General features: G+C 66.6%; 13 protein-coding genes. 4 read left to right on the top strand and 9 right to left on the bottom strand.

Translation table 11 applies throughout. The features are described from left to right. The first annotated feature begins 57 nt into the window (after nucleotides 1-57). The 4 genes from ACEN9O_RS15870 to ACEN9O_RS15885 all read left to right on the top strand — a co-directional run bounded on the left by ACEN9O_RS15870 (nucleotide 58) and on the right by ACEN9O_RS15885 (nucleotide 4223). Nucleotides 58-987 carry an ABC transporter substrate-binding protein gene (locus ACEN9O_RS15870; RefSeq protein WP_495612843.1) on the top strand — a complete coding sequence of 310 codons (930 nt, stop codon included), beginning with the start codon at nucleotides 58-60 and terminating at the stop codon, nucleotides 985-987. Nucleotides 988-1050: 63 nt separating this feature from the next. After that, nucleotides 1051-1635, top strand: a complete 585-nt coding sequence (rdgB, locus tag ACEN9O_RS15875; protein WP_176363572.1) for an RdgB/HAM1 family non-canonical purine NTP pyrophosphatase — start codon at nucleotides 1051-1053, stop codon at nucleotides 1633-1635. Next, on the top strand, nucleotides 1632-2891 hold the full coding sequence (gene hemW, locus ACEN9O_RS15880) for a radical SAM family heme chaperone HemW (RefSeq protein ID WP_495612844.1): 1260 nt from the start codon (nucleotides 1632-1634) through the stop codon (nucleotides 2889-2891). The genes rdgB and hemW overlap by 4 nt, the downstream gene beginning before the upstream one ends. Before the next feature lie 87 nt (nucleotides 2892-2978). Next, entirely contained in the window at nucleotides 2979-4223 is a 1245-nt protein-coding gene (locus tag ACEN9O_RS15885; protein WP_495612845.1) for an anthrax toxin-like adenylyl cyclase domain-containing protein, read from the top strand. A 7-nt stretch (nucleotides 4224-4230) separates the two neighbouring features. Here ACEN9O_RS15885 and ACEN9O_RS15890 read toward each other — a convergent pair whose 3' ends face one another. The 9 genes from ACEN9O_RS15890 to ACEN9O_RS15930 all read right to left on the bottom strand — a co-directional run bounded on the left by ACEN9O_RS15890 (nucleotide 4231) and on the right by ACEN9O_RS15930 (nucleotide 17809). Next, nucleotides 4231-5973: a methyl-accepting chemotaxis protein gene (locus tag ACEN9O_RS15890; RefSeq protein ID WP_495612846.1), complete on the bottom strand. Its 1743-nt coding sequence runs from the start codon at nucleotides 5971-5973 to the stop codon at nucleotides 4231-4233. 135 nt (nucleotides 5974-6108) lie between these two features. Then, nucleotides 6109-7188: a patatin-like phospholipase family protein gene (locus tag ACEN9O_RS15895; protein WP_495612847.1), complete on the bottom strand. Its 1080-nt coding sequence runs from the start codon at nucleotides 7186-7188 to the stop codon at nucleotides 6109-6111. A 107-nt stretch (nucleotides 7189-7295) separates the two neighbouring features. Then, entirely contained in the window at nucleotides 7296-8753 is a 1458-nt protein-coding gene (locus tag ACEN9O_RS15900; protein ID WP_495618483.1) for an efflux transporter outer membrane subunit, read from the bottom strand. Next, nucleotides 8746-11898 carry an efflux RND transporter permease subunit gene (locus tag ACEN9O_RS15905; protein WP_495612848.1) on the bottom strand — a complete coding sequence of 1051 codons (3153 nt, stop codon included), beginning with the start codon at nucleotides 11896-11898 and terminating at the stop codon, nucleotides 8746-8748. The genes ACEN9O_RS15900 and ACEN9O_RS15905 overlap by 8 nt, the downstream gene beginning before the upstream one ends. A gap of 12 nt (nucleotides 11899-11910) precedes the next feature. Then, nucleotides 11911-13110 carry an efflux RND transporter periplasmic adaptor subunit gene (locus ACEN9O_RS15910; protein WP_495612849.1) on the bottom strand — a complete coding sequence of 400 codons (1200 nt, stop codon included), beginning with the start codon at nucleotides 13108-13110 and terminating at the stop codon, nucleotides 11911-11913. A 181-nt stretch (nucleotides 13111-13291) separates the two neighbouring features. After that, nucleotides 13292-14227, bottom strand: a complete 936-nt coding sequence (gene tal / locus ACEN9O_RS15915; protein ID WP_495612850.1) for a transaldolase — start codon at nucleotides 14225-14227, stop codon at nucleotides 13292-13294. A gap of 237 nt (nucleotides 14228-14464) precedes the next feature. Continuing rightward, on the bottom strand, nucleotides 14465-15319 hold the full coding sequence (locus ACEN9O_RS15920; RefSeq protein ID WP_495612851.1) for an SIS domain-containing protein: 855 nt from the start codon (nucleotides 15317-15319) through the stop codon (nucleotides 14465-14467). After that, entirely contained in the window at nucleotides 15320-16792 is a 1473-nt protein-coding gene (zwf, locus tag ACEN9O_RS15925) for a glucose-6-phosphate dehydrogenase (protein ID WP_495612852.1), read from the bottom strand. It lies immediately after the preceding gene. A gap of 120 nt (nucleotides 16793-16912) precedes the next feature. Further along, a complete protein-coding gene (locus ACEN9O_RS15930; protein ID WP_495612853.1) occupies nucleotides 16913-17809 on the bottom strand; it encodes an SMP-30/gluconolactonase/LRE family protein in 897 nt (298 codons plus the stop codon). Nucleotides 17810-17841 lie beyond the last annotated feature (32 nt).

Genomic DNA, 17841 nt, shown 5'->3' on the forward strand with positions numbered 1-17841 from the left:
TTGAGGGAATTCCAAGCGGCCGCGCCACGGTAGTACAATATCCGGATGAAAAAATGGATGTCGCTCCTGCTGGTGGCCATTGCGTTTTCGATGGTCCCGGCATACGCCAAGGACCTGAACGTCGTCTTCATTCCGAAGTCGCGCGACCAGGACTTCTGGACCTTCATGCGGCAAGGGGTGGACCGCGCCATGAGCGAGGCCGGGCACGTCCAGCTGACCTGGCGGGGGCCCGCCTACAACGACGACATCGATTCGCAGATCCAGATCCTGCGCATCTATTCCAAGCCGGATGTCGACGCCATCGTTATCGCCCCGGGCGACCGTTCGCGCCTGGTCGAACCGGTCAAGCAGGCGGCCGCGCTGGGCATCAAGATCGTGGTGGTGGACTCCGCGCTGGACGGCAATGCACACACTAACTTTGTCACCACCGACAATTACGCCGCCGGCGCGCTGGCGGCGGAACGCATGGCCAACTTGCTGAACCGGCAGGGCACCGTGGCGGTGCTGCGCACCATCGCCGGCAGCGGCTCGACCGACGACCGCGGCAGCGGCTTCGTCGACTACCTGAAGAAAAACGCGCCGCACATGAGCATCGTCGCCGACGAGTACGGCGGCGGCACGCGCGGCAAGGCCGCCCGCAGCGCGGCCACGTTGCTGGAAAAGTATCCCGATGTCGACGGCATCTTCGCCGTCAACGAATCGACCAGCGACGGCATGCTGCGCGCGCTGCGGGCGGCCGGCCTGGCCGGCAAAAAGAGGTTTGTCGGCTTCGACACCACCGATTTCCTGCTGGACGGCTTGAAGCGGAACGAAATCCACGGCCTGGTGGTGCAGGACCCGCGCCAGATGGGCTACCAGGCCATGAAGGCCGCGGTGGCCGCCGCCAAGGGCGCCGCCGTCAAGCCCTCGCTGATCCTGACCGGCGCGGTCATGGTCACGCAGCAGAACTACCAGAACCCCGAGATCCGCTCGCTGCTGGTCCCCTAGCGGCAGCGGGGCGCGCAAAAGGATTACAATGGCGGGTTCCCCCATCGTTTCGCCAGATTACTCATGACCCAACGCCTGATCCTCGCCTCCAACAACGCCGGCAAGCTGAAAGAATTCAACGAGCTGCTGTCCACGGTTGGCTTTTCCGTGCACGCCCAGGGCGAGTACGACGTCCCCGAAGCGGACGAGCCGTTCCACACCTTCGTGGAAAACGCGCTGCAGAAGGCCCGCCACGCCTCACGCCTGACCGGGCTGCCGGCGCTGGCCGACGATTCCGGCGTCTGCGTCAACGCGCTGGGCGGCGCGCCCGGCGTGTACTCGGCGCGCTACGCCGGCGAGCCGAAGTCGGACGCCCGCAACAACGAGAAAATGATCGCCGACCTGGCCGCCCATGCCGACAAATCCGCGTACTACTACTGCGTGCTGGTGTTCGTGCGCCACGCCGACGACCCGCAGCCGGTGATCGCCGACGGTCGCTGGAACGGCGAAATGATCGCCACCCCGCGCGGCAACGGCGGCTTCGGCTACGACCCGCACTTCTACATCCCGGCGCTGGGCAAATGCGCCGCCGAGCTGACGGCCGACGAAAAGAACGCCTTGTCGCACCGCGGCCAGGCGCTGCGCGCACTGGTAGAGAAGCTGAAATGATCCCGATTAAAATCGTCGGCGCCACCGGCAAGGCGGCCAAACCGGCCACCGACATCAGCGAAGCGGCCGGCGTGGCCGCCAAGTACCTGCAGGCCGGTTCGCTGAACCTGCAGGCGCTGCCGCCGCTGTCGCTGTACATCCACTTCCCGTGGTGCGTGAAGAAGTGCCCCTACTGCGACTTCAACTCGCACGAGGCCAAGGACGGTCACACTTTCCCCGAACAGGAATACCTGGACGCGCTGCGCACCGACCTGGAAATGGCGCTGCCGCTGATCTGGGGCCGCAAGATTTATACGATCTTTATCGGCGGCGGCACGCCCAGCCTGATGTCGGCCGCCGGGCTCGATCGCCTGCTGTCGGACGTGCGCACCCTGCTGCCGCTCGACAGCGACTGCGAGATCACGATGGAAGCCAATCCCGGCACCTTCGAGGCCGAGAAGTTCAAGTCCTACCGGGCCAGCGGCATCAACCGCCTGTCGATCGGCATCCAGAGTTTCAATGGACGCCACCTGAAGGCGCTGGGCCGCATCCACGACGACAACGAGGCCAAGCGCGCGGTGGAAATCGCGCTGGCCAACTTCGACAACTTCAACCTCGACCTGATGTACGCGCTGCCGTCGCAGACGCTGGAGGAGGCGCGCCACGACGTCGAAACCGCGATGGCCTTCAAGCCGCCGCACCTGTCGCTGTACCACCTGACGATGGAGCCGAACACGCTGTTCGCCAAGTACCCGCCGGCGCTGCCCGACGACGACGCCAGCGCCGACATGCAGGACATGATCGCCGGGCTGACCGCCGCCAACGGCTACCAGCAGTACGAAGTGTCGGCCTACGCCAAGGAGGGCCACCGCGCCCGCCACAACCTGAACTACTGGGAGTTCGGCGACTACCTGGGCATCGGCGCGGGCGCGCACTCCAAGCTGTCGTTCCCGCACCGCATCCTGCGCCAGGCCCGCTACAAGCAGCCCAAGGCCTATATGGAGCAGGTGCGCCTGGGGGCGCCGGTGCAGGAAGAGTACGAGATCGGCCGCGACGACATGGGCTTCGAGTTCATGCTCAACACCCTGCGCCTGCACGGCGGCTTCGATCCCAACCTGTTCGCCGAGCGCACCGGCCTGGGCCTGAACGCGATCGAGAAGAACCTCAACGCCGCCGAAGCCAAGGGCCTGCTCTACCGCGACCACAAGCTGATCAAGCCGACCGAACTGGGCCAGCGCTTCTTGAACGATTTGCAACAGATGTTCCTCAACGGCTGACGCCGGAACTGGCATTTTTAACCATTTTTCTTGACGCCGGTTGGGCAGGCTTGGATACTGGAAATCCCTATCCAGCCTGGAGCAGCCATGCCCTTATTTGGTTTAGCGCCCTCGTTTGACGATCCGGAAAACGGCATGACCCGGCTCGACATGATCGCCAGCCAGCAGGTGGCCAACGAGCTCGATGAGGTCATCATCTTCCGTTCCACCGGGCCGTGGTCGCGGCGCTGGCTGGAGGACGGCTATCCCAGCAAGAATTTCCACGTCAAGGGCAAGAGCTCGGACTGGGGGCCGCAGGCCGGCTTCGTGCCGTACGACGGCACCTACAGCAAGGTCGGCCACGACCAGACCAAAGCGCAGAAGGGCACGCGCGCCAACCAGAAGGGCATCAACGACCGCTTCGCCACCGCCCGCGTGCTGGAACTGACGCTCGAGCAGCTGACGCTGCAGATGCTGCTGGCCGAGGAAATGCCGCCGCGCACCGCCTTGCAGTTCATGGAGGCCGTGCCCGGCACCCGCGACTATTCGCTGCTGGCGCAGCGTTCCGGCGACGGCCAGCTGTTCGAATTCCTGGCGCGCTGGCAGCGCGCCGGCCCGACGGCGGGCGAGGCGGTCTACCAGATCCACGTCTACACCATCGCCACCGACTTCAGCGCGCGCGGCATGGCCTCGCGGCTGCTGCTGCCGCTGGAGGTGATGTGCTCGTCCGAAGCCGGCGCCAACAACCGGCCGATGACCGGCGACTACGATTTGATGGCGGTGTGTCCGCGCTGGAGCGACTACGGCAGCACCAGCTCGGCGCGGATCGCCAAGCCCGGGCTGGTGATGAACGGCATGGCGCCGCGCCTGGGCCAGGTGTTTGAACGCGGCACCAACCTCGACAAGGTGCTGACCATGGAGAGCAGCACCGGCCGCCCGCGCCCGCAGGGCTGGCAGGCGCCGGCCGGCTTCGGCAACGAGGAGCACTACGACATGGGCAACGTCACGCCGCGCATCCTGCGCTGCATCAACCTGCTCAACGGCCGCATGGTCAACGGCAACGGCGCCTTCCGCCGCGTGCACCACAACGCCGAGTCGCACCGCCACGTGGCGTTCGGCGCGCTCACCCGGGCCGACATGGAAAACGACAACGACGGCTTTCCGCTGACCGTGTTCCAGCCCAATGCTGCCGGCATCCGCAGTCCCGCCATCGCCGCCTACGGCAACGTCTCGACGCTGCTCAACATGCGCGAGTTCCGCGTGTATGCGGGCCTGTTGCAGGACGCCGGCTACTTCCTGCCGCGCAACGCGGCGTGGGGCATGTCGATCCGCGACGCCATGCGGGCGGTGTAGGCCGCGCTTAGAATTCCTCCCAATCCTGGTCGCCGCCGACGGTGGCCGGCTTGCTGGCCGCCGGCTTGGTGGCTGGCCTGGCCGCCGCTACCGGGCGCAGCGCCGGACGGGCGGCCGGGGCAGAGCGGGCCGCCGATGGCGCGGCCGGCAGTGCCGCCCTGGCGCGCGCCGGCGCCGCCAGCGCCGGCCGCAAGCCCTCGTCGCCCAGCGTGAACGACGAGGCCACGTCGGCCAGCCGCGCCGCCTGGTCCTGCATGCTGGCCGCCGCCGCCGCCGCTTCTTCCACCAGCGCCGCGTTCTGCTGCGTCACCTGGTCCATCTGCGTGATGGCGGTGTTGACCTGGTCGATGCCGATGCTTTGCTCGCTGCTGGCCGAGGTGATCTCGCCCATGATGTCGGTCACACGGCGCACGCTGGCCACCACGTCGCCCATGGTGCTGCCGGCCTGCTGCACCAGCTTGGCGCCGAGGTCGACCTGCTCGACCGAATTGCCGATCAACTCCTTGATCTCCCTGGCCGCCGCCGCGCTGCGCTGGGCCAGGTTGCGCACCTCCGAGGCCACCACCGCGAAGCCGCGCCCCTGCTCGCCGGCGCGCGCCGCTTCGACGGCGGCGTTGAGCGCCAGGATATTGGTCTGGAAGGCGATGCCGTCGATGACGCCGATGATGTCGACGATCTTGCGCGCCGAGGCGTCGATCGAGCCCATGGTGTCGACCACCTGGCCGACGATGGTGCCGCCGCGCTCGGCCACGTCGGAGGCCGCCTGCGCCAGCTGGTTGGCCTGCCTGGCGTTCTCGGCGTTCTGGCGCACGGTCGAGGTCAGCTGCTCCATCGACGAGGCGGTCTCCTCCAGCGAGCTGGCCTGTTCCTCGGTACGCTGCGACAGGTCCATATTGCCGGCCGCGATCTCGTTGGACGCGGTGGCGATGGTGTTGGTGCCGCTCTGCACCTGGCTGACGATATTGCGCAGCGCGTCGTTCATGCCCTTGAGCGCGGTCATCAGCTCGCCGATCTCGCACGGGGTGGTCTGCTCTGCGAAGCGGGTGGTGAGGTCGCCGTTGGCCACGGTGGCGGCGATCTGCACCGCCGACTTCAGCGGCGCCGTGATCGAGCGCGAGATCACCCACGCCGCCAGCGAGCCTATCGACACCATCAGCACTGTCAGCACCATCAGCAGCATGTTGCTGCGGTCGTTGGCGGCGTCGATCGCGTGGGCGTTGTCGTCGATGGCCTTGCGCTGCAAGGTCAGCAGCGCCTGGACCCGGTTCTGGTAAGCCGTGGCGGACGGCATGAAGACCTCCTTGTACAGTTTTTCCGCCAGCTCGGCGTCGCCGGCCTTCTTGGCGTTCATGATGTCGGTCTTGGCCTTCTGGTAGGTGGCGCGCAGGGCCGCGGAGGCGTCGAACACGGCTTTTTCCTCGTCGCTGACCAGCAGCTCCTTGAGTTTGCCGATCAGCTCGCCGCCTTTCCTGGTGCTGTCGGCGATGACGTCGGCAAAGGTGGTCGACAGGCTGTCGTCGCTGCTGCGGGCGATCAGCGCGGTGCGCGCCACGGCCGAGTAGATCAGCACATACCAGTCGGAGGCCAGGCGTTCCTTGGCCAGCGGCTGCTCCATCATGTGGCGGGTGGCCGCGGCGTTGGCGCGGGCGTTGTACAGGGCCACCGAGGTGGCGCAGATGGCGAGCAGCAGGACGATGGCGAAGCCGACCGCGAGGCGGGTGCCGATACGCAGTTGAGACAGTAGATTCATGATGGACGCTCCGAAGTGGACCGACGAGGGCTGCGCAGGTGCGCCGGACGACGCGGCTGGCAAGTCACAAGTATGCTCCCGTCGCGCGCCGGCGGGCACGCTACTTCAGGCTGTTGTGTTGCTTTTTTGAAACAGTTAAAAGGCGGCGGCCTGGTTCAGGTCGGGCTTGTCGCACCAGCGGGCGAAGGCGTCGGCCAGGCGTTCGCTCTCGGCGATGGCGCGGGTCCAGTCGCGGGTGCGGGCGGCGTGGTTCTGGCCATAGAACTGGAAGTCCTTGCGGTCGGGCAGCTTGCCGTTGGGGAGCTTGGCGACGAACTCGGCCGACGGCGACACCAGGATCACGTTGTCCAGCGCAGGGTTACCGGCACCGGCGCGGCGCCAGGGCATGGCCTTGTCCAGCCAGCCGGGCACAATGTAGTCGCTGAAATGCGGATACAGCACCAGGCCGGGATCGCGCTGGTAGGGCAGGTGCAGGTGGTAGTCGATCAGGCCGCCGTCCCAGTAGGCGCCGCCGGGCGCGCCGGCGATGCCGGACACCGCCTCGAGCACCAGCGGGATCGAGCCCGAGGCCAGCAGCGCGTCGCGCAAGTTGGCCTCGTCGAGGCCGACGAAATGGCCGGTGAAGGCGTCGAACTGCTGGCGCAGCCAGTTGGCGTCGTCGCGGGTGTTGTGGAACACCACCCGCTCCATCGAGCCCGCCAGGCGCCGGCGCGACAGCGCGTTGCCGGCCGCCGCGCGCAGGAAGCCGGCCACTTCGCGCCAGCGCTGGCCGTTGGTATCGGCCAGCGGGCCGATGCCGCGCATGGTCAGCACCGAGACGTGGTGGTCGGCATGGCGGACCGCCTCGGCGGCGCGGCCGTCGAGCAGCTCGTCGAGCAGGGCGCGGATGGTCTGGCTGACGTAGGCGGCGGTGACCTTGGCCGGATAGCGCTGGCCGGCGTACAGGCGGGCCAGCCGCTGGTGGGCGGCGAGCGGATCGTCGAAGGCCGAGGCCGCCATGCGCCAGGCGCCGATCGAGGCGCCGACCAGCTTGCGCTGGCGCGGCGCGGCCTGCAGCCAGCCGCCGAACATCCAGCAGTCGAGGCCGTGCAGGATCAGGCCCTTGGGCCCGCCGGCGGCGGCCGGCACGATGGCGATATCGGCCGCCCGCACGCCCTCGGCGGCGATACGCTGGCGGGCGCGCGCGCCCAGGCGGATGGTGATTGGAGAAGTCATGGCGTAGTCAACGAAATGGGCGCGTCGTTCCCGCGCAGGCGGGAACCCATGCAACGCATCTGTAGCAAGCTCAGTATGGATTCCCGCCTGCGCGGGAATGACTTCGGTTATTTTAGGCCGCCGCCCAGCGCGCGGTACAGGTCGATGGCGCTGGTGGTGCGCTGCAGGCGCGCTTGCACCAGCGCTTGCTGGGCGCTGAACAGCTCGCGCTGCGCGTCCAGCACGTCCAGCGAACTGGCCACGCCGTTGTCGAAGCGCAGTTGCAGCAGCTTCAGGCGGTCGGCCTGGGCGTCCTGCACGGCGCGCTGCGCTGATACCTGCTCGCCCAGGTAGTCGCGCGCGGCCAGCGCGTCGGCCACTTCACGGAAGGCGGTCTGGATGGTCTTCTCGTAGTCGACAACGGCCAGGTTCTTGCGCACCTCGGCCAGGCTCAGGTTGGCGCGGTTGCGGCCGGCGTCGAAGATCGGCAGCGTCAATTGCGGTGCGAACGACCAGCTGCCCGAACCGCTGTCGAACAGGCCGTGCAGCGACGGGCTGCTGCTGCCCAGCGCCGCCGTCAGGCTGATGCGCGGGAAGAAGGCGGCGCGCGCGGCGCCGATGTTGGCGTTGGCCGACTTCAAACGCTGCTCGGCGGCGCGGATGTCGGGCCGGCGCGTCAGCAAATCCGACGGCAGGCCGGTCGGCAGCGCGCTCAGGGCGTCGATCTGCTGGTCGCTGGGCATGGCGCCGGTGCTGGCGCCGCTGGCTGGTTGGCCGACCAGCAGCGTCAGCGCGTTGTCCGCTTGCGCGCGCTGGCGCGCCAGCGTCAACGCGGCGGCGCGCGCGGTTTCCATCAGCGTTTCGTTGGAGCGCAGGTCCAGCCGCGAGGAGGCGCCCACTTCGGCGCGCTGCTGCGTCAACTTGTAGGTGCGGGCGCGCGCGTCGTAGGTCTGCTGCGCCAGCGCGTACTGCTCGGCGTAGGCGCGCTCGGTGTAATAGGCTTGCGCCACCTGCGCCACCAGGCTGATTTGCGCCGCCTGGCGCGCTTCGTCGGTGGCCAGGTAGGCCGCCAGCGCGGCGTCGTTCAGGCTTTTCACGCGGCCGAAGAAATCCAGCTCGAAGGACGATAGCGCCAGCCCGGCGTCATAGCGCTTGCCGATGGTGGTCTGGCCGCTCGGCGACAGGAAGGCCGGCGTCTTGGCCCTGGTGGCGCCGGCGTTGACGTTGACATTCGGCAGACGGTCGGCCGACTGGATGTCGTACTGCGCGCGCGCTTCCTCGATGCGCAGCGCGGCGGTGCGCAGGTCGCGGTTGTTTTCCAGCGCGGCGGCGATCAGCTGCTGCAGGCGCGGATCGGCGAAGTAGTCGCGCCAGCCGGTATCGGCGGCGTCGCGCACGCCGGCCGCCAGCGGCAGCGGCACGCTGGTGCGCGCGGCGGTGCCGGCGCTGTCGGCCGGGAAGGCGGCGGCCACCGGCGCGGCGGGACGCTGGTAGGTCGGCGCCAGCGAACAGGCCGACAGCAGCGCAGCGAGCAGCGTTGCCGGTACGGTCAGGGGCAGGGCGGGCTTGTGGGCAAACTTAGTCATAGGTTTCATGCTTCTTATCGTTCAGTTCATGTGCGGCCAGCTTGCGCTGGCGTTCGCTGCCCTTGAAGATCTTGCGGATCACGACGAAGAACACCGGCACCAGGAACACCGCCAGCACCGTGGCCGTGATCATGCCGCCCATCACACCGGTGCCGATGGCGCGCTGGCTGGCCGATCCCGCGCCGGTGGCGATCACCAGCGGCAGCACGCCGAGGATGAAGGCCAGCGACGTCATGATGATCGGCCGGAAGCGCAGGTGCACCGCCTCCAGCGTCGCTTCGATCAGGCCCTTGCCCTGCGCCTGCAGGTCCTTGGCGAATTCGATGATCAGGATCGCGTTCTTGGCCGACAGGCCGATAATCGCGATCAGGCCGACCTTGAAGTACACATCGTTCGGCAGCCCGCGCAGGGTGGCGCCCAGCAGCGCGCCCAGGATCCCCAGCGGCACCACCAGCAGCACCGCCACCGGTATCGATTCGCTTTCGTACAGCGCCGCCAGCACCAGGAAGGCGGCCAGCAGCGACAGCGCGAACAGCATCGGCGCCTGCGAGCCGGAGGTCTTCTCTTCCAGCGACTGGCCGGTCCATTCGATGCTGAAGCCTGGCGGCAGTTGCGCCGCCAGGCGTTCCAGTTCGTCCATCGCCTCGCCGGTCGAACGGCCTGGTGCGGCGTCGCCGGTCAGCTTGATGGCGGGGTAGCCGTTGTAGCGCACCAGCTGCACCGGACCTTGTATCCAGTGCGAGCTGGCGAACGAGGAGAACGGCACCATCGTGCCGGTCGCGCTGCGCACGTTGAGCTGCATGATGTCCGCCGGCTGCAGGCGGCGCGGCGCGTCGGCCTGCACAATCACGCGTTGCTGGCGCCCGCTGCTGGCGAAGTCGTTGACGTAGGACGAACCCAGCGCGGTCGACATCATCGAGTTGATGTCGGCGAAGCTCACGCCCAGTGCATTGGCCTTCTCGCGGTCGATATCGACCTGCAGCTGCGGCGCGTCCTCCAGCCCTTCGGGACGCAGGCCCTTGAGGATGGCACTCTTGCCGGCCATGCCGAGCAGCTGGTTGCGCGCCGCGATCAACGCGTCGTGGCCAAGCGCGCTGCGGTCCTGCAGGCGCGCGGTGATGCCGGTGGCGTTACCCAGTTCGCGGATCGGCGGCGGCGACAGCGGGAAGATGATCGCATCCGGGATGCCCGACAGCGCGCCGAACGCGCGCTGCGCGATCGCCTGCGCGGATTGTTCCGGCCCGCGCTCCTTCCAGTCCGTCAGCGGGATGAACACCAGGCCGGCGTTCTGGCCGTTGCCGGAGAAGCTGAAGCCCGCCACCGCGATGGTGCGCGCCACGCCCGGCTGCTTGCGGAAGTAGGCGTCGGCCTGCGCCAGCACGGCCTGCGTGCGGTTGCTCGATGCACCGGCCGGCAGCTGCACGTTGGCGATCAGGTAGCCCTGGTCCTCGTTCGGCAGGAACGACGACGGCAGGCGCGCGTACAGCCAGCCCACCACGCCGCAGATCAGCGCGAAGATCACCAGATAACGGCCGGTGCGCTTGATCATCTTGGCGATCACGCCCTGGTAGCCGGTGGCGGTGACCGCGAAGCGGCGGTTGAACCAGCCGAAGAAGCCCTTCTTCTCGTGATGATGGCCGGCTTCCACCGGTTTCAGGATGGTGGCGCACAGCGCCGGCGTCAGGGTCAGCGCCATCAGCGCCGAGAACAGCATGGCCGACACCATCGCCAGCGAGAACTGGCGGTAGATCGCGCCGACCGCTCCGCCGAAGAAGGCCATCGGTATGAACACGGCGATCAGCACCAGCGTGATGCCGATAATGGCGCCGGTGATCTGGCTCATGGCCTTGCGGGTGGCGTCGCGCGGCGACAGGCCTTCCTCGCTCATGATGCGCTCGACGTTTTCCACCACCACGATGGCGTCGTCGACCAGGATGCCGATCGCCAGCACCATGCCGAACATGGTCAGCACGTTGATCGAGAAGCCGAAGACCTGCATCGCGGCGAAGGTGCCCATCAGCGCCACCGGCACCACGATGGTCGGGATCAGCGTGTAGCGGAAGTTCTGCAGGAACAGGTACATCACCAGGAACACCAGCACCACCGCCTCCAGCAGCGTCTTGACCACTTCCTCGATCGAGATCTTGACGAACAGCGAGGTGTCGTAAGGGATGGTGTATTTCACGCCGGGCGGGAAGAACTTGGCCAGCTGGTCCATCTTGGCGCGCACTGCGGTCGCCGTTTGCAGCGCGTTGCCGGTCAGGGAGAGCTGCACCGCGATGGCGGAGAACGGCGCGCCGTTCAGGCGCGCGTTGATGTTGAAGCTGGCGCCGCCCATCTCGATGCGCGCCACGTCCTTCAAGCGCACCAGCGAGCCGTTGGGATTCGCGCGCAGCACGATCTGGCCGAATTCCGTGGTGGACGACAGCTGGCCAGTGACCACGATGGGCGCGGAGAAGGTTTGTTTGGCGGGGCTGGGCAGGTCGCCCAGCGTGCCGGAGGTGACCTGCGCGTTCTGGGCGCGGATGGCGGCGGTGACGTCGGCCATGTTCATCTTCAGGCCGATCAGCTTGGCCGGATCGACCCAGATGCGCATCGCGCGCTCGGTGCCGAACAACTGCGCCTGGCCCACGCCGGGAATGCGCTTGACTTCATTGACCACGTTGCGGGCCAGGTAATCGCCCAGGCCGGTCGGGTCGAGCCGGCCGTCGGTCGAAGTCAGGCCGACGAACATCAGGATGTTGGAGCGCGCCTTGTTGACCTGCACGCCCTGCTGCGTGACGGCGGCCGGCAGGCGCGATTCCACGCGCTTGATGCGGTTCTGCACATCGACCGCCGCCAGATCCGGATTGGTGCCGGGGACGAAGGTGACGGTGATGGTGACGGCGCCGCTGGCCTCACTGGACGATTCGACGTATTGCAAGCCGTCGGCGCCGTTCATCTCCTGTTCGATCACGCTGGTGACGGCGTCGTCCAGCACCTGCGCGGTGGCGCCGGGGTAGTTGGCCGTCACCACGATCGATGGCGGCGCGATGGTCGGGTACTGCGACACGGGCAAGACCGTGATCGCCAGCATCCCGCCCAGCAGTATGAAGAGTGCGATCACCCACGCAAATACGGGGCGGTCGATGAAAAACTTGGCCATCGGGACTCCCTGTTATTTGGCGGTGCCGCGATCGGATGCCGCCGGCGCGGATGCCGCTGCGGGCGCCGTGCCGACCGGGCCTTTCCACGGCTGCGGATTGACCGTGGCGCCGGGCTTGGCCTTCTGGAAGCCTTCCACCACGATGCGCTCGCCGCCCTTGAGGCCGGAGCTGACCACCCAGTTCTGGCCGTCGTTGGCGGTGGCGGTGACCGGCTGCGCCAGCACCTTGTTGTCGGCGCCGACGATCAGCACCGACGAGCCTTCGGGGCTGCGCACCACGGCCTGCTGCGGCACGGTGATGGCGGCGTCGTTGACGCCCTGGTCCAGCCGCGCGCGCACGTACATGCCCGGCAACAGGGTGCGGTTCGGATTCGGGAACTCGGCGCGCATGGACACCGCGCCGGTGGTCTCGTCCACCGACACGTCCGAGAACAGCAGCTTGCCCGTCTGCGGGTAGGCCTGGCCGTCTTCGGTGACCAGGGTGACGCGCGCCTCGTTCTTGCCGACGCCCTTGATCTTGCCGCTGGCGAGCGCGCGCTGCAGCTGCAGCAGCTCGGTCGACGACTGGCTGATGGTGACGTAGATCGGGTCCAGCGTCTGCACGGTGGCCATCGGCGTCGCTTCGCCTTGTCCCACCAGCGCGCCCTCGGTCACCAGCGCGCGGCCGATACGGCCGGAGATCGGCGAGGTGACGGTGGCATAGCCCAGGGTCAGGCCGGCGTTGGTGCGCGCGGCCTTGGATGTGGCCAGGTCGGCGGCGGCCTGCTTCTGCGCGGTGACGGCGTCGTCGTATTCCTGCTGGCTGACGGCCTGCGCGGCCAGTAACGGTTTATATCGTTTTACCTTTAATTCGGCCTGGGCCAGGTTGGCCTCGGCCTTGGCGACGGCCGCCTGCGCGCTGTCGTAGGAGGCCTGGAAGCTGGCGGGGTCGATGCGGAACAGCACCTCGCCGGCCTTGACGTCGCCGCCTTCCTTGAACACCCGCTGCAGCACGATGCCGGCGGTACGCGCGCGCACCTGCGCGATGCGCGACGCTTCGGTGCGGCCCGGCAGTTCTGTACTGAGGGTGACGGCGGCTGGAGCGACGGTGATGACGGCGACAGTGGCGGGCGGCGGGGCGCCCGGTGCGGCGGCTTTGTCGCCGCAGGCGGCCAGCAGGGACAGGGTGAAAACGGCGGTGGCAATGGCAGTGTAACGAGGTACTAATCTCATGGATGGATCTCGTAAAAGATTGATATGTGGCGCTTGGTCGGCCAGGCGGGTAGCTGGCAGAGATCGCAACATTGTAATACAGCTAGTTGTGTAACGTTTTGTATGTATAAAAAACAAAAAAAGGCGGTAACGCAGCTTGCGCTGCGTCACCGCCTTTTTGCCCTGGCTGGCTGGTGCTGGATCAGCGCATGCCGGAGATGATCTGCTTGAGCTTGCCCGAATCGGCGCAGAAGGCGCGGATGCCTTCGCCCAGTTTTTCGGAGGCCATCTGGTCTTCGTTGAGCTGGAAGCGGAAGGTCTTCTCGTCCTGCGACAGCTTGATGATGCCGGCGCCCGGCACGCTCTCGGCGCTCAGCTTGCGTTCGACCGGGGCGTTGGTGTCGGCCAGTTTTTGCAGCAGGTCGGGGCTGATGGTGAGCAGGTCGCAGCCGGCCAGTTCCAGGATCTGTCCGGTGTTGCGGAAGCTCGCGCCCATCACTTCGGTTTTGTAGCCGAACTTGCGGTAGTAGTTGTAGATGCGCTTGACCGACTGCACGCCCGGATCTTCGGCGCCGACGTAGTCGATGCCGGTGGATTTTTTATACCAGTCGTAGATGCGGCCGACGAACGGCGAGATCAGCTGCGCGCCCGCTTCGGCGCAGGCGATGGCCTGGCCCAGCGAGAACAGCAGGGTCATATTGCAGTGGATGCCTTCTTTTTCCAGGATCTCGGCGGCGCGGATACCTTCCCAGGTGGCGGCCATCTTGATCAGCACGCGTTCGCGCTCGATGCCGGCCTGCTCGTACAGCTTGATCAGCTCGCGGCCCTTGGCCACCGAGCCCTCGACGTCGAACGACAGGCGGGCGTCGATCTCGGTCGAGACGCGGCCCGGGATGATGCGCAGGATCTGCTTGCCGAAGGCGATCAGCAGGTGGTCGATGGTCTCGGCGATCGAGTTGTCGAGGTTGTCGCGCACGGCTTTTTCCAGCAGCGGCTTGTACTCGTCCTTCTGCACCGCCTTCAGGATCAGCGAAGGATTGGTGGTGGCGTCGCGCGGAGTGTAGGCCTGGATGGACTGGAAATCGCCAGTGTCGGCGACTACGGTGGTGAATTTCTTGAGCTGTTCGAGCTGGTTCATGTGCGCTGACTGTCAGTTGAGGGGAATATGGCTTGTCTTATTGTACTCAACCATGAAGGATTGTTAAAGAATGCGAAATCCAATAGTCTCTATATTGACACGCAATAAAGGCCAGTTTGCCGTTCAGGCAATGCGACGGCCTGGAACCCGCACAGCCAAGCGGGGTCAGACCCCGTGCGGGGTCTGACCCCTAAGTGGTGCGGCCAGCGTATCGCTTCAGGATGCGGGGTTGTGTTTTTAGCCGATGAAGGAGTCGAACTGCAGGTCGAATTCCTGCAGTGCCTTCTGGGCGTTCTGCATTTTCTTGCGGAACTCCGGCCCGCGTTGCAGCGCCAGGCCGACCGCCAGCACGTCGATCACCACCAGGTAGGCCAGCCGCGCCGAGATCGGCGTGTAGGGATCGATGTTGAAGATCAGGTCGATCGGGATCAGCACCGTCGCCAGATCGGCCAGAGGCGTGCCGGACGGCGCCAGCACAATGACGTCGGCGCCGCCGCGGCGCGCCAGCTTGATCGAGCGCACCAGCGACGGGCTGTTGCCGCGCTGCGAAATGGCCACCACCGCGTCGCCCGTGCGCAGCAGGGCGGCGGCGATGCTGTGGATGTGCGGGTCGGCATAGGCCACCGTCGGCACGCCGGAGCGGAAGAACTTGTGTTGCGCATCGGCCGCCACGATGCCGGACGTGCCCTGGCCGTAGAACTCGATCTTGTTGGCCTTGGACAGGATGTCCAGCGCCCGCTGGATCGCTTCCGGATCAAGGTTGTTGCGCAGGTCCAGCAGGGTGTTGATCGAACGGCTGCAGATCTTGTTGACCAGGTCGGCCGCGAGGTCGTCCTGGGTCGGTTGCTCGTTCAGGCCGGGCAAGGCCAGCGCCAGGCCTTGCGCCAGCTTGAGCTTGAACTCGTGCCAGCCGTCGTAGCCCAGCGTGCGGCAAAAACGCACCACGGTCGGCTCGGACACCTGCGCGCTCTTGGCGAGCGCCGTGATGTTCTGGCTGACCGTCTGGCCCGGATGATCAAGCACGGCCAGCGCGACCTTGCGCTCCGATTTGGAGAGCGAGTCGAGTTGGGTGCGGATGGAATCTAACAGCATTTAGTCCTCGGGTAGCGCTTCTTCGCGCCACTGCAGGCCATCGCGGCCGATCAGGGCCGACGCGGCGGCCGGGCCCCAGGTGCCGGAGGCGTAGGGAATCGGGAAGCTGTCGTCGGCTTCCCAGTTGTTCAGGATAGGCTCGACCCATTCCCACGCCGCTTCCAGTTCGTCGCCGCGCATGAACAGCGTCAGCTGGCCGCGCAGCACGTCGAGCAGCAGGCGCTCGTAGGCGTCCATGCGCGGCGATTTGAACGATTCGCGGAAGTCCAGCTCCAGCTCGGCTTGCTTCAAGCGCATGCCGTCGCCCGGCGTCTTGGCCATCAGGTTCATGCGCAGGCCTTCGTCCGGCTGCAGGCGGATCACCAGCGAATTGGGCTGGAAGCTGTTGGTCGGCTGCGCGAAGATCGAATGCGGGATCTGCTTGAAGCGCACCACGATCTCGGCCAGGCCGTCGGCCATGCGCTTGCCGGTGCGCAGGTAGAACGGCACGCCGGCCCAGCGCCAGGTATCGATTTCCGCCTTCATCGCCACGAAGGTCTCGGTGCGCGAATGTTCCGGCGCATCCGGCTCGTCGCGGTAGCTCGGCACGGCCTTGCCGTCCACGTGGCCGGCGCGGTACTGGCCGCGCACGATGTTCTGCGCCAGCGTGGTCGGCGTGAATTTTTTCAGCGAGCGCAGCACCTGCAGCTTGGCGTCGCGCACGGCGTCCGGCGCGATCGAGGTCGGCGGCTCCATGGCGACGATGCACAGCAGCTGCAGCAGGTGGTTCTGCAGCATGTCGCGCAGCGCGCCCGAGGTGTCGTAGTAGCCCATGCGGTTGCCCACGCCCAGCTTCTCGGCGATGGTGATCTGCACGTCGGAGATCCACTCGCGGCGCCACAGCGGCTCGAACAGGATGTTACCGAAGCGCAGGGCCAGCAGGTTCTGCACGGTCTCCTTGCCCAGGTAGTGGTCGATACGGTAGATCTGCGATTCCTCGAAGACCTGGCCCACTTCGGCGTTGATCTGCTTGGCCGAGGCCAGGTCGCGGCCCAGCGGTTTTTCCAGCACCACGCGCGAGTTCTTGGTCACCAGGCCGTTGGCCTTGAGGTTCTCGCAGATCTGCGAGAAGATCGCCGGCGGCGTCGCCAGGTAGTAGACCTTGGTGATGGCGTCGTCCTTGCGCAGCGCCTCGACCAGCGACTTGTAGCTGTCGGAGTCGGTGGCGTTGAGCGACACGTAGACGATGCGGGCGGCGAACTTGGCCCAGGCGGCCGGCGTCACGGCCGGCGACTTGATGTGCGGTTTGGACGTGGTCTCTACCGTGTGCAGGAAGTCCTGCTGGCTGGCGTCGGCGCGGCCGACACAGATGATGCGGGCGGTGGCGGGCAAGTCATTGGCGACGTCGCGGGCGTACATCGCGGGCAGCAATTTGCGCATCGCCAGATCGCCGCTGCCGCCAAACAGAACCAGGTCAAAATCGGTAAGAGCCATAATTATTCGCAGTATGTAGAGTGCTGAAAGAGGGATTACTAGTCGTGACTGTAAATTTACTACACGATTTGTCGTTTTGCAAGAAAATTTACTACATATGCTGCGATTGCAGCATATAGTTTATTCGATATACGCCGGCTCCGTGCGGCCGGCCACATCCATGCGCAGCGACAACAGCTTGCCGCTGAGCGGGAACTGCGCCAGTTCCGGCGCCGGACGCGCGCCCGCGCTGGTGATGTACAGAGTGCGCAGGTCGGCGCCGCCGAAGGCCATCATGGTGGGGCAGCGCACCGGCAGCGCGATCTCGCCGATCAACTCGCCGGTGGGCGAGAGCTTGACCAGGCGCGCGCCTTCGAACATGGCGACCCAGTAATTGCCCTCGCTGTCGACCGCGGCGCCGTCGGGGCGGCCGCCGTAGTTGTGCTCCTTGTCCATCGAGAACTGGTGCAGCAGGCGCTGGTTGGACACGAGTCCGGTGGCGACGTCGAAATCCAGCTTCGTGACGCGGTGGGCGCTGGTGTCGGCGTGGTACATGGTGCTGTAGTCCGGGCTGAAGCCCAGGCCATTCGAGTTGGTCATGCCGCCCGACCAGGCCTTGCGGATCGCGCCTTTCTCCAGCACGAACATCTCGGCGGCCGGCTTGTCGCGCGGCTCGTAGATGGTGCCGACCCAGAAGCGCCCGGCGCCGTCGACGTGGCCATCGTTGAAGCGGGTGATGGCGGTGTCGTAGGGGGCGGCGGCGATCTCGGTCAGGCGCACTTCATCGCTGCTGGTGTCCAGGTGCGCGAAGCCGCTGCGCATGGCGACCACCAGGCCGCCCTGGTCGCTGACGGCCAGGGTGGCTGGCTCGCTGGAGAGCTTCCACGAACGGTGCGCGCCGCTGGCGGGGTCGAGGCGATGCACGGTGAAGGCGGGGATGTCGACCCAGTACAGCGCCTGCTCCTGCGCGTGCCACAGCGGGCACTCGCCGGTTTGCATGACGGCGTCGTAGGCTACTTCGATGTTTGGTGTGCTCATATTCCAGCTCTATCAGTAGATCCGTCATTCCC

The sequence above is a fragment of the Duganella sp. Dugasp78 genome, from assembly GCF_059491455.1.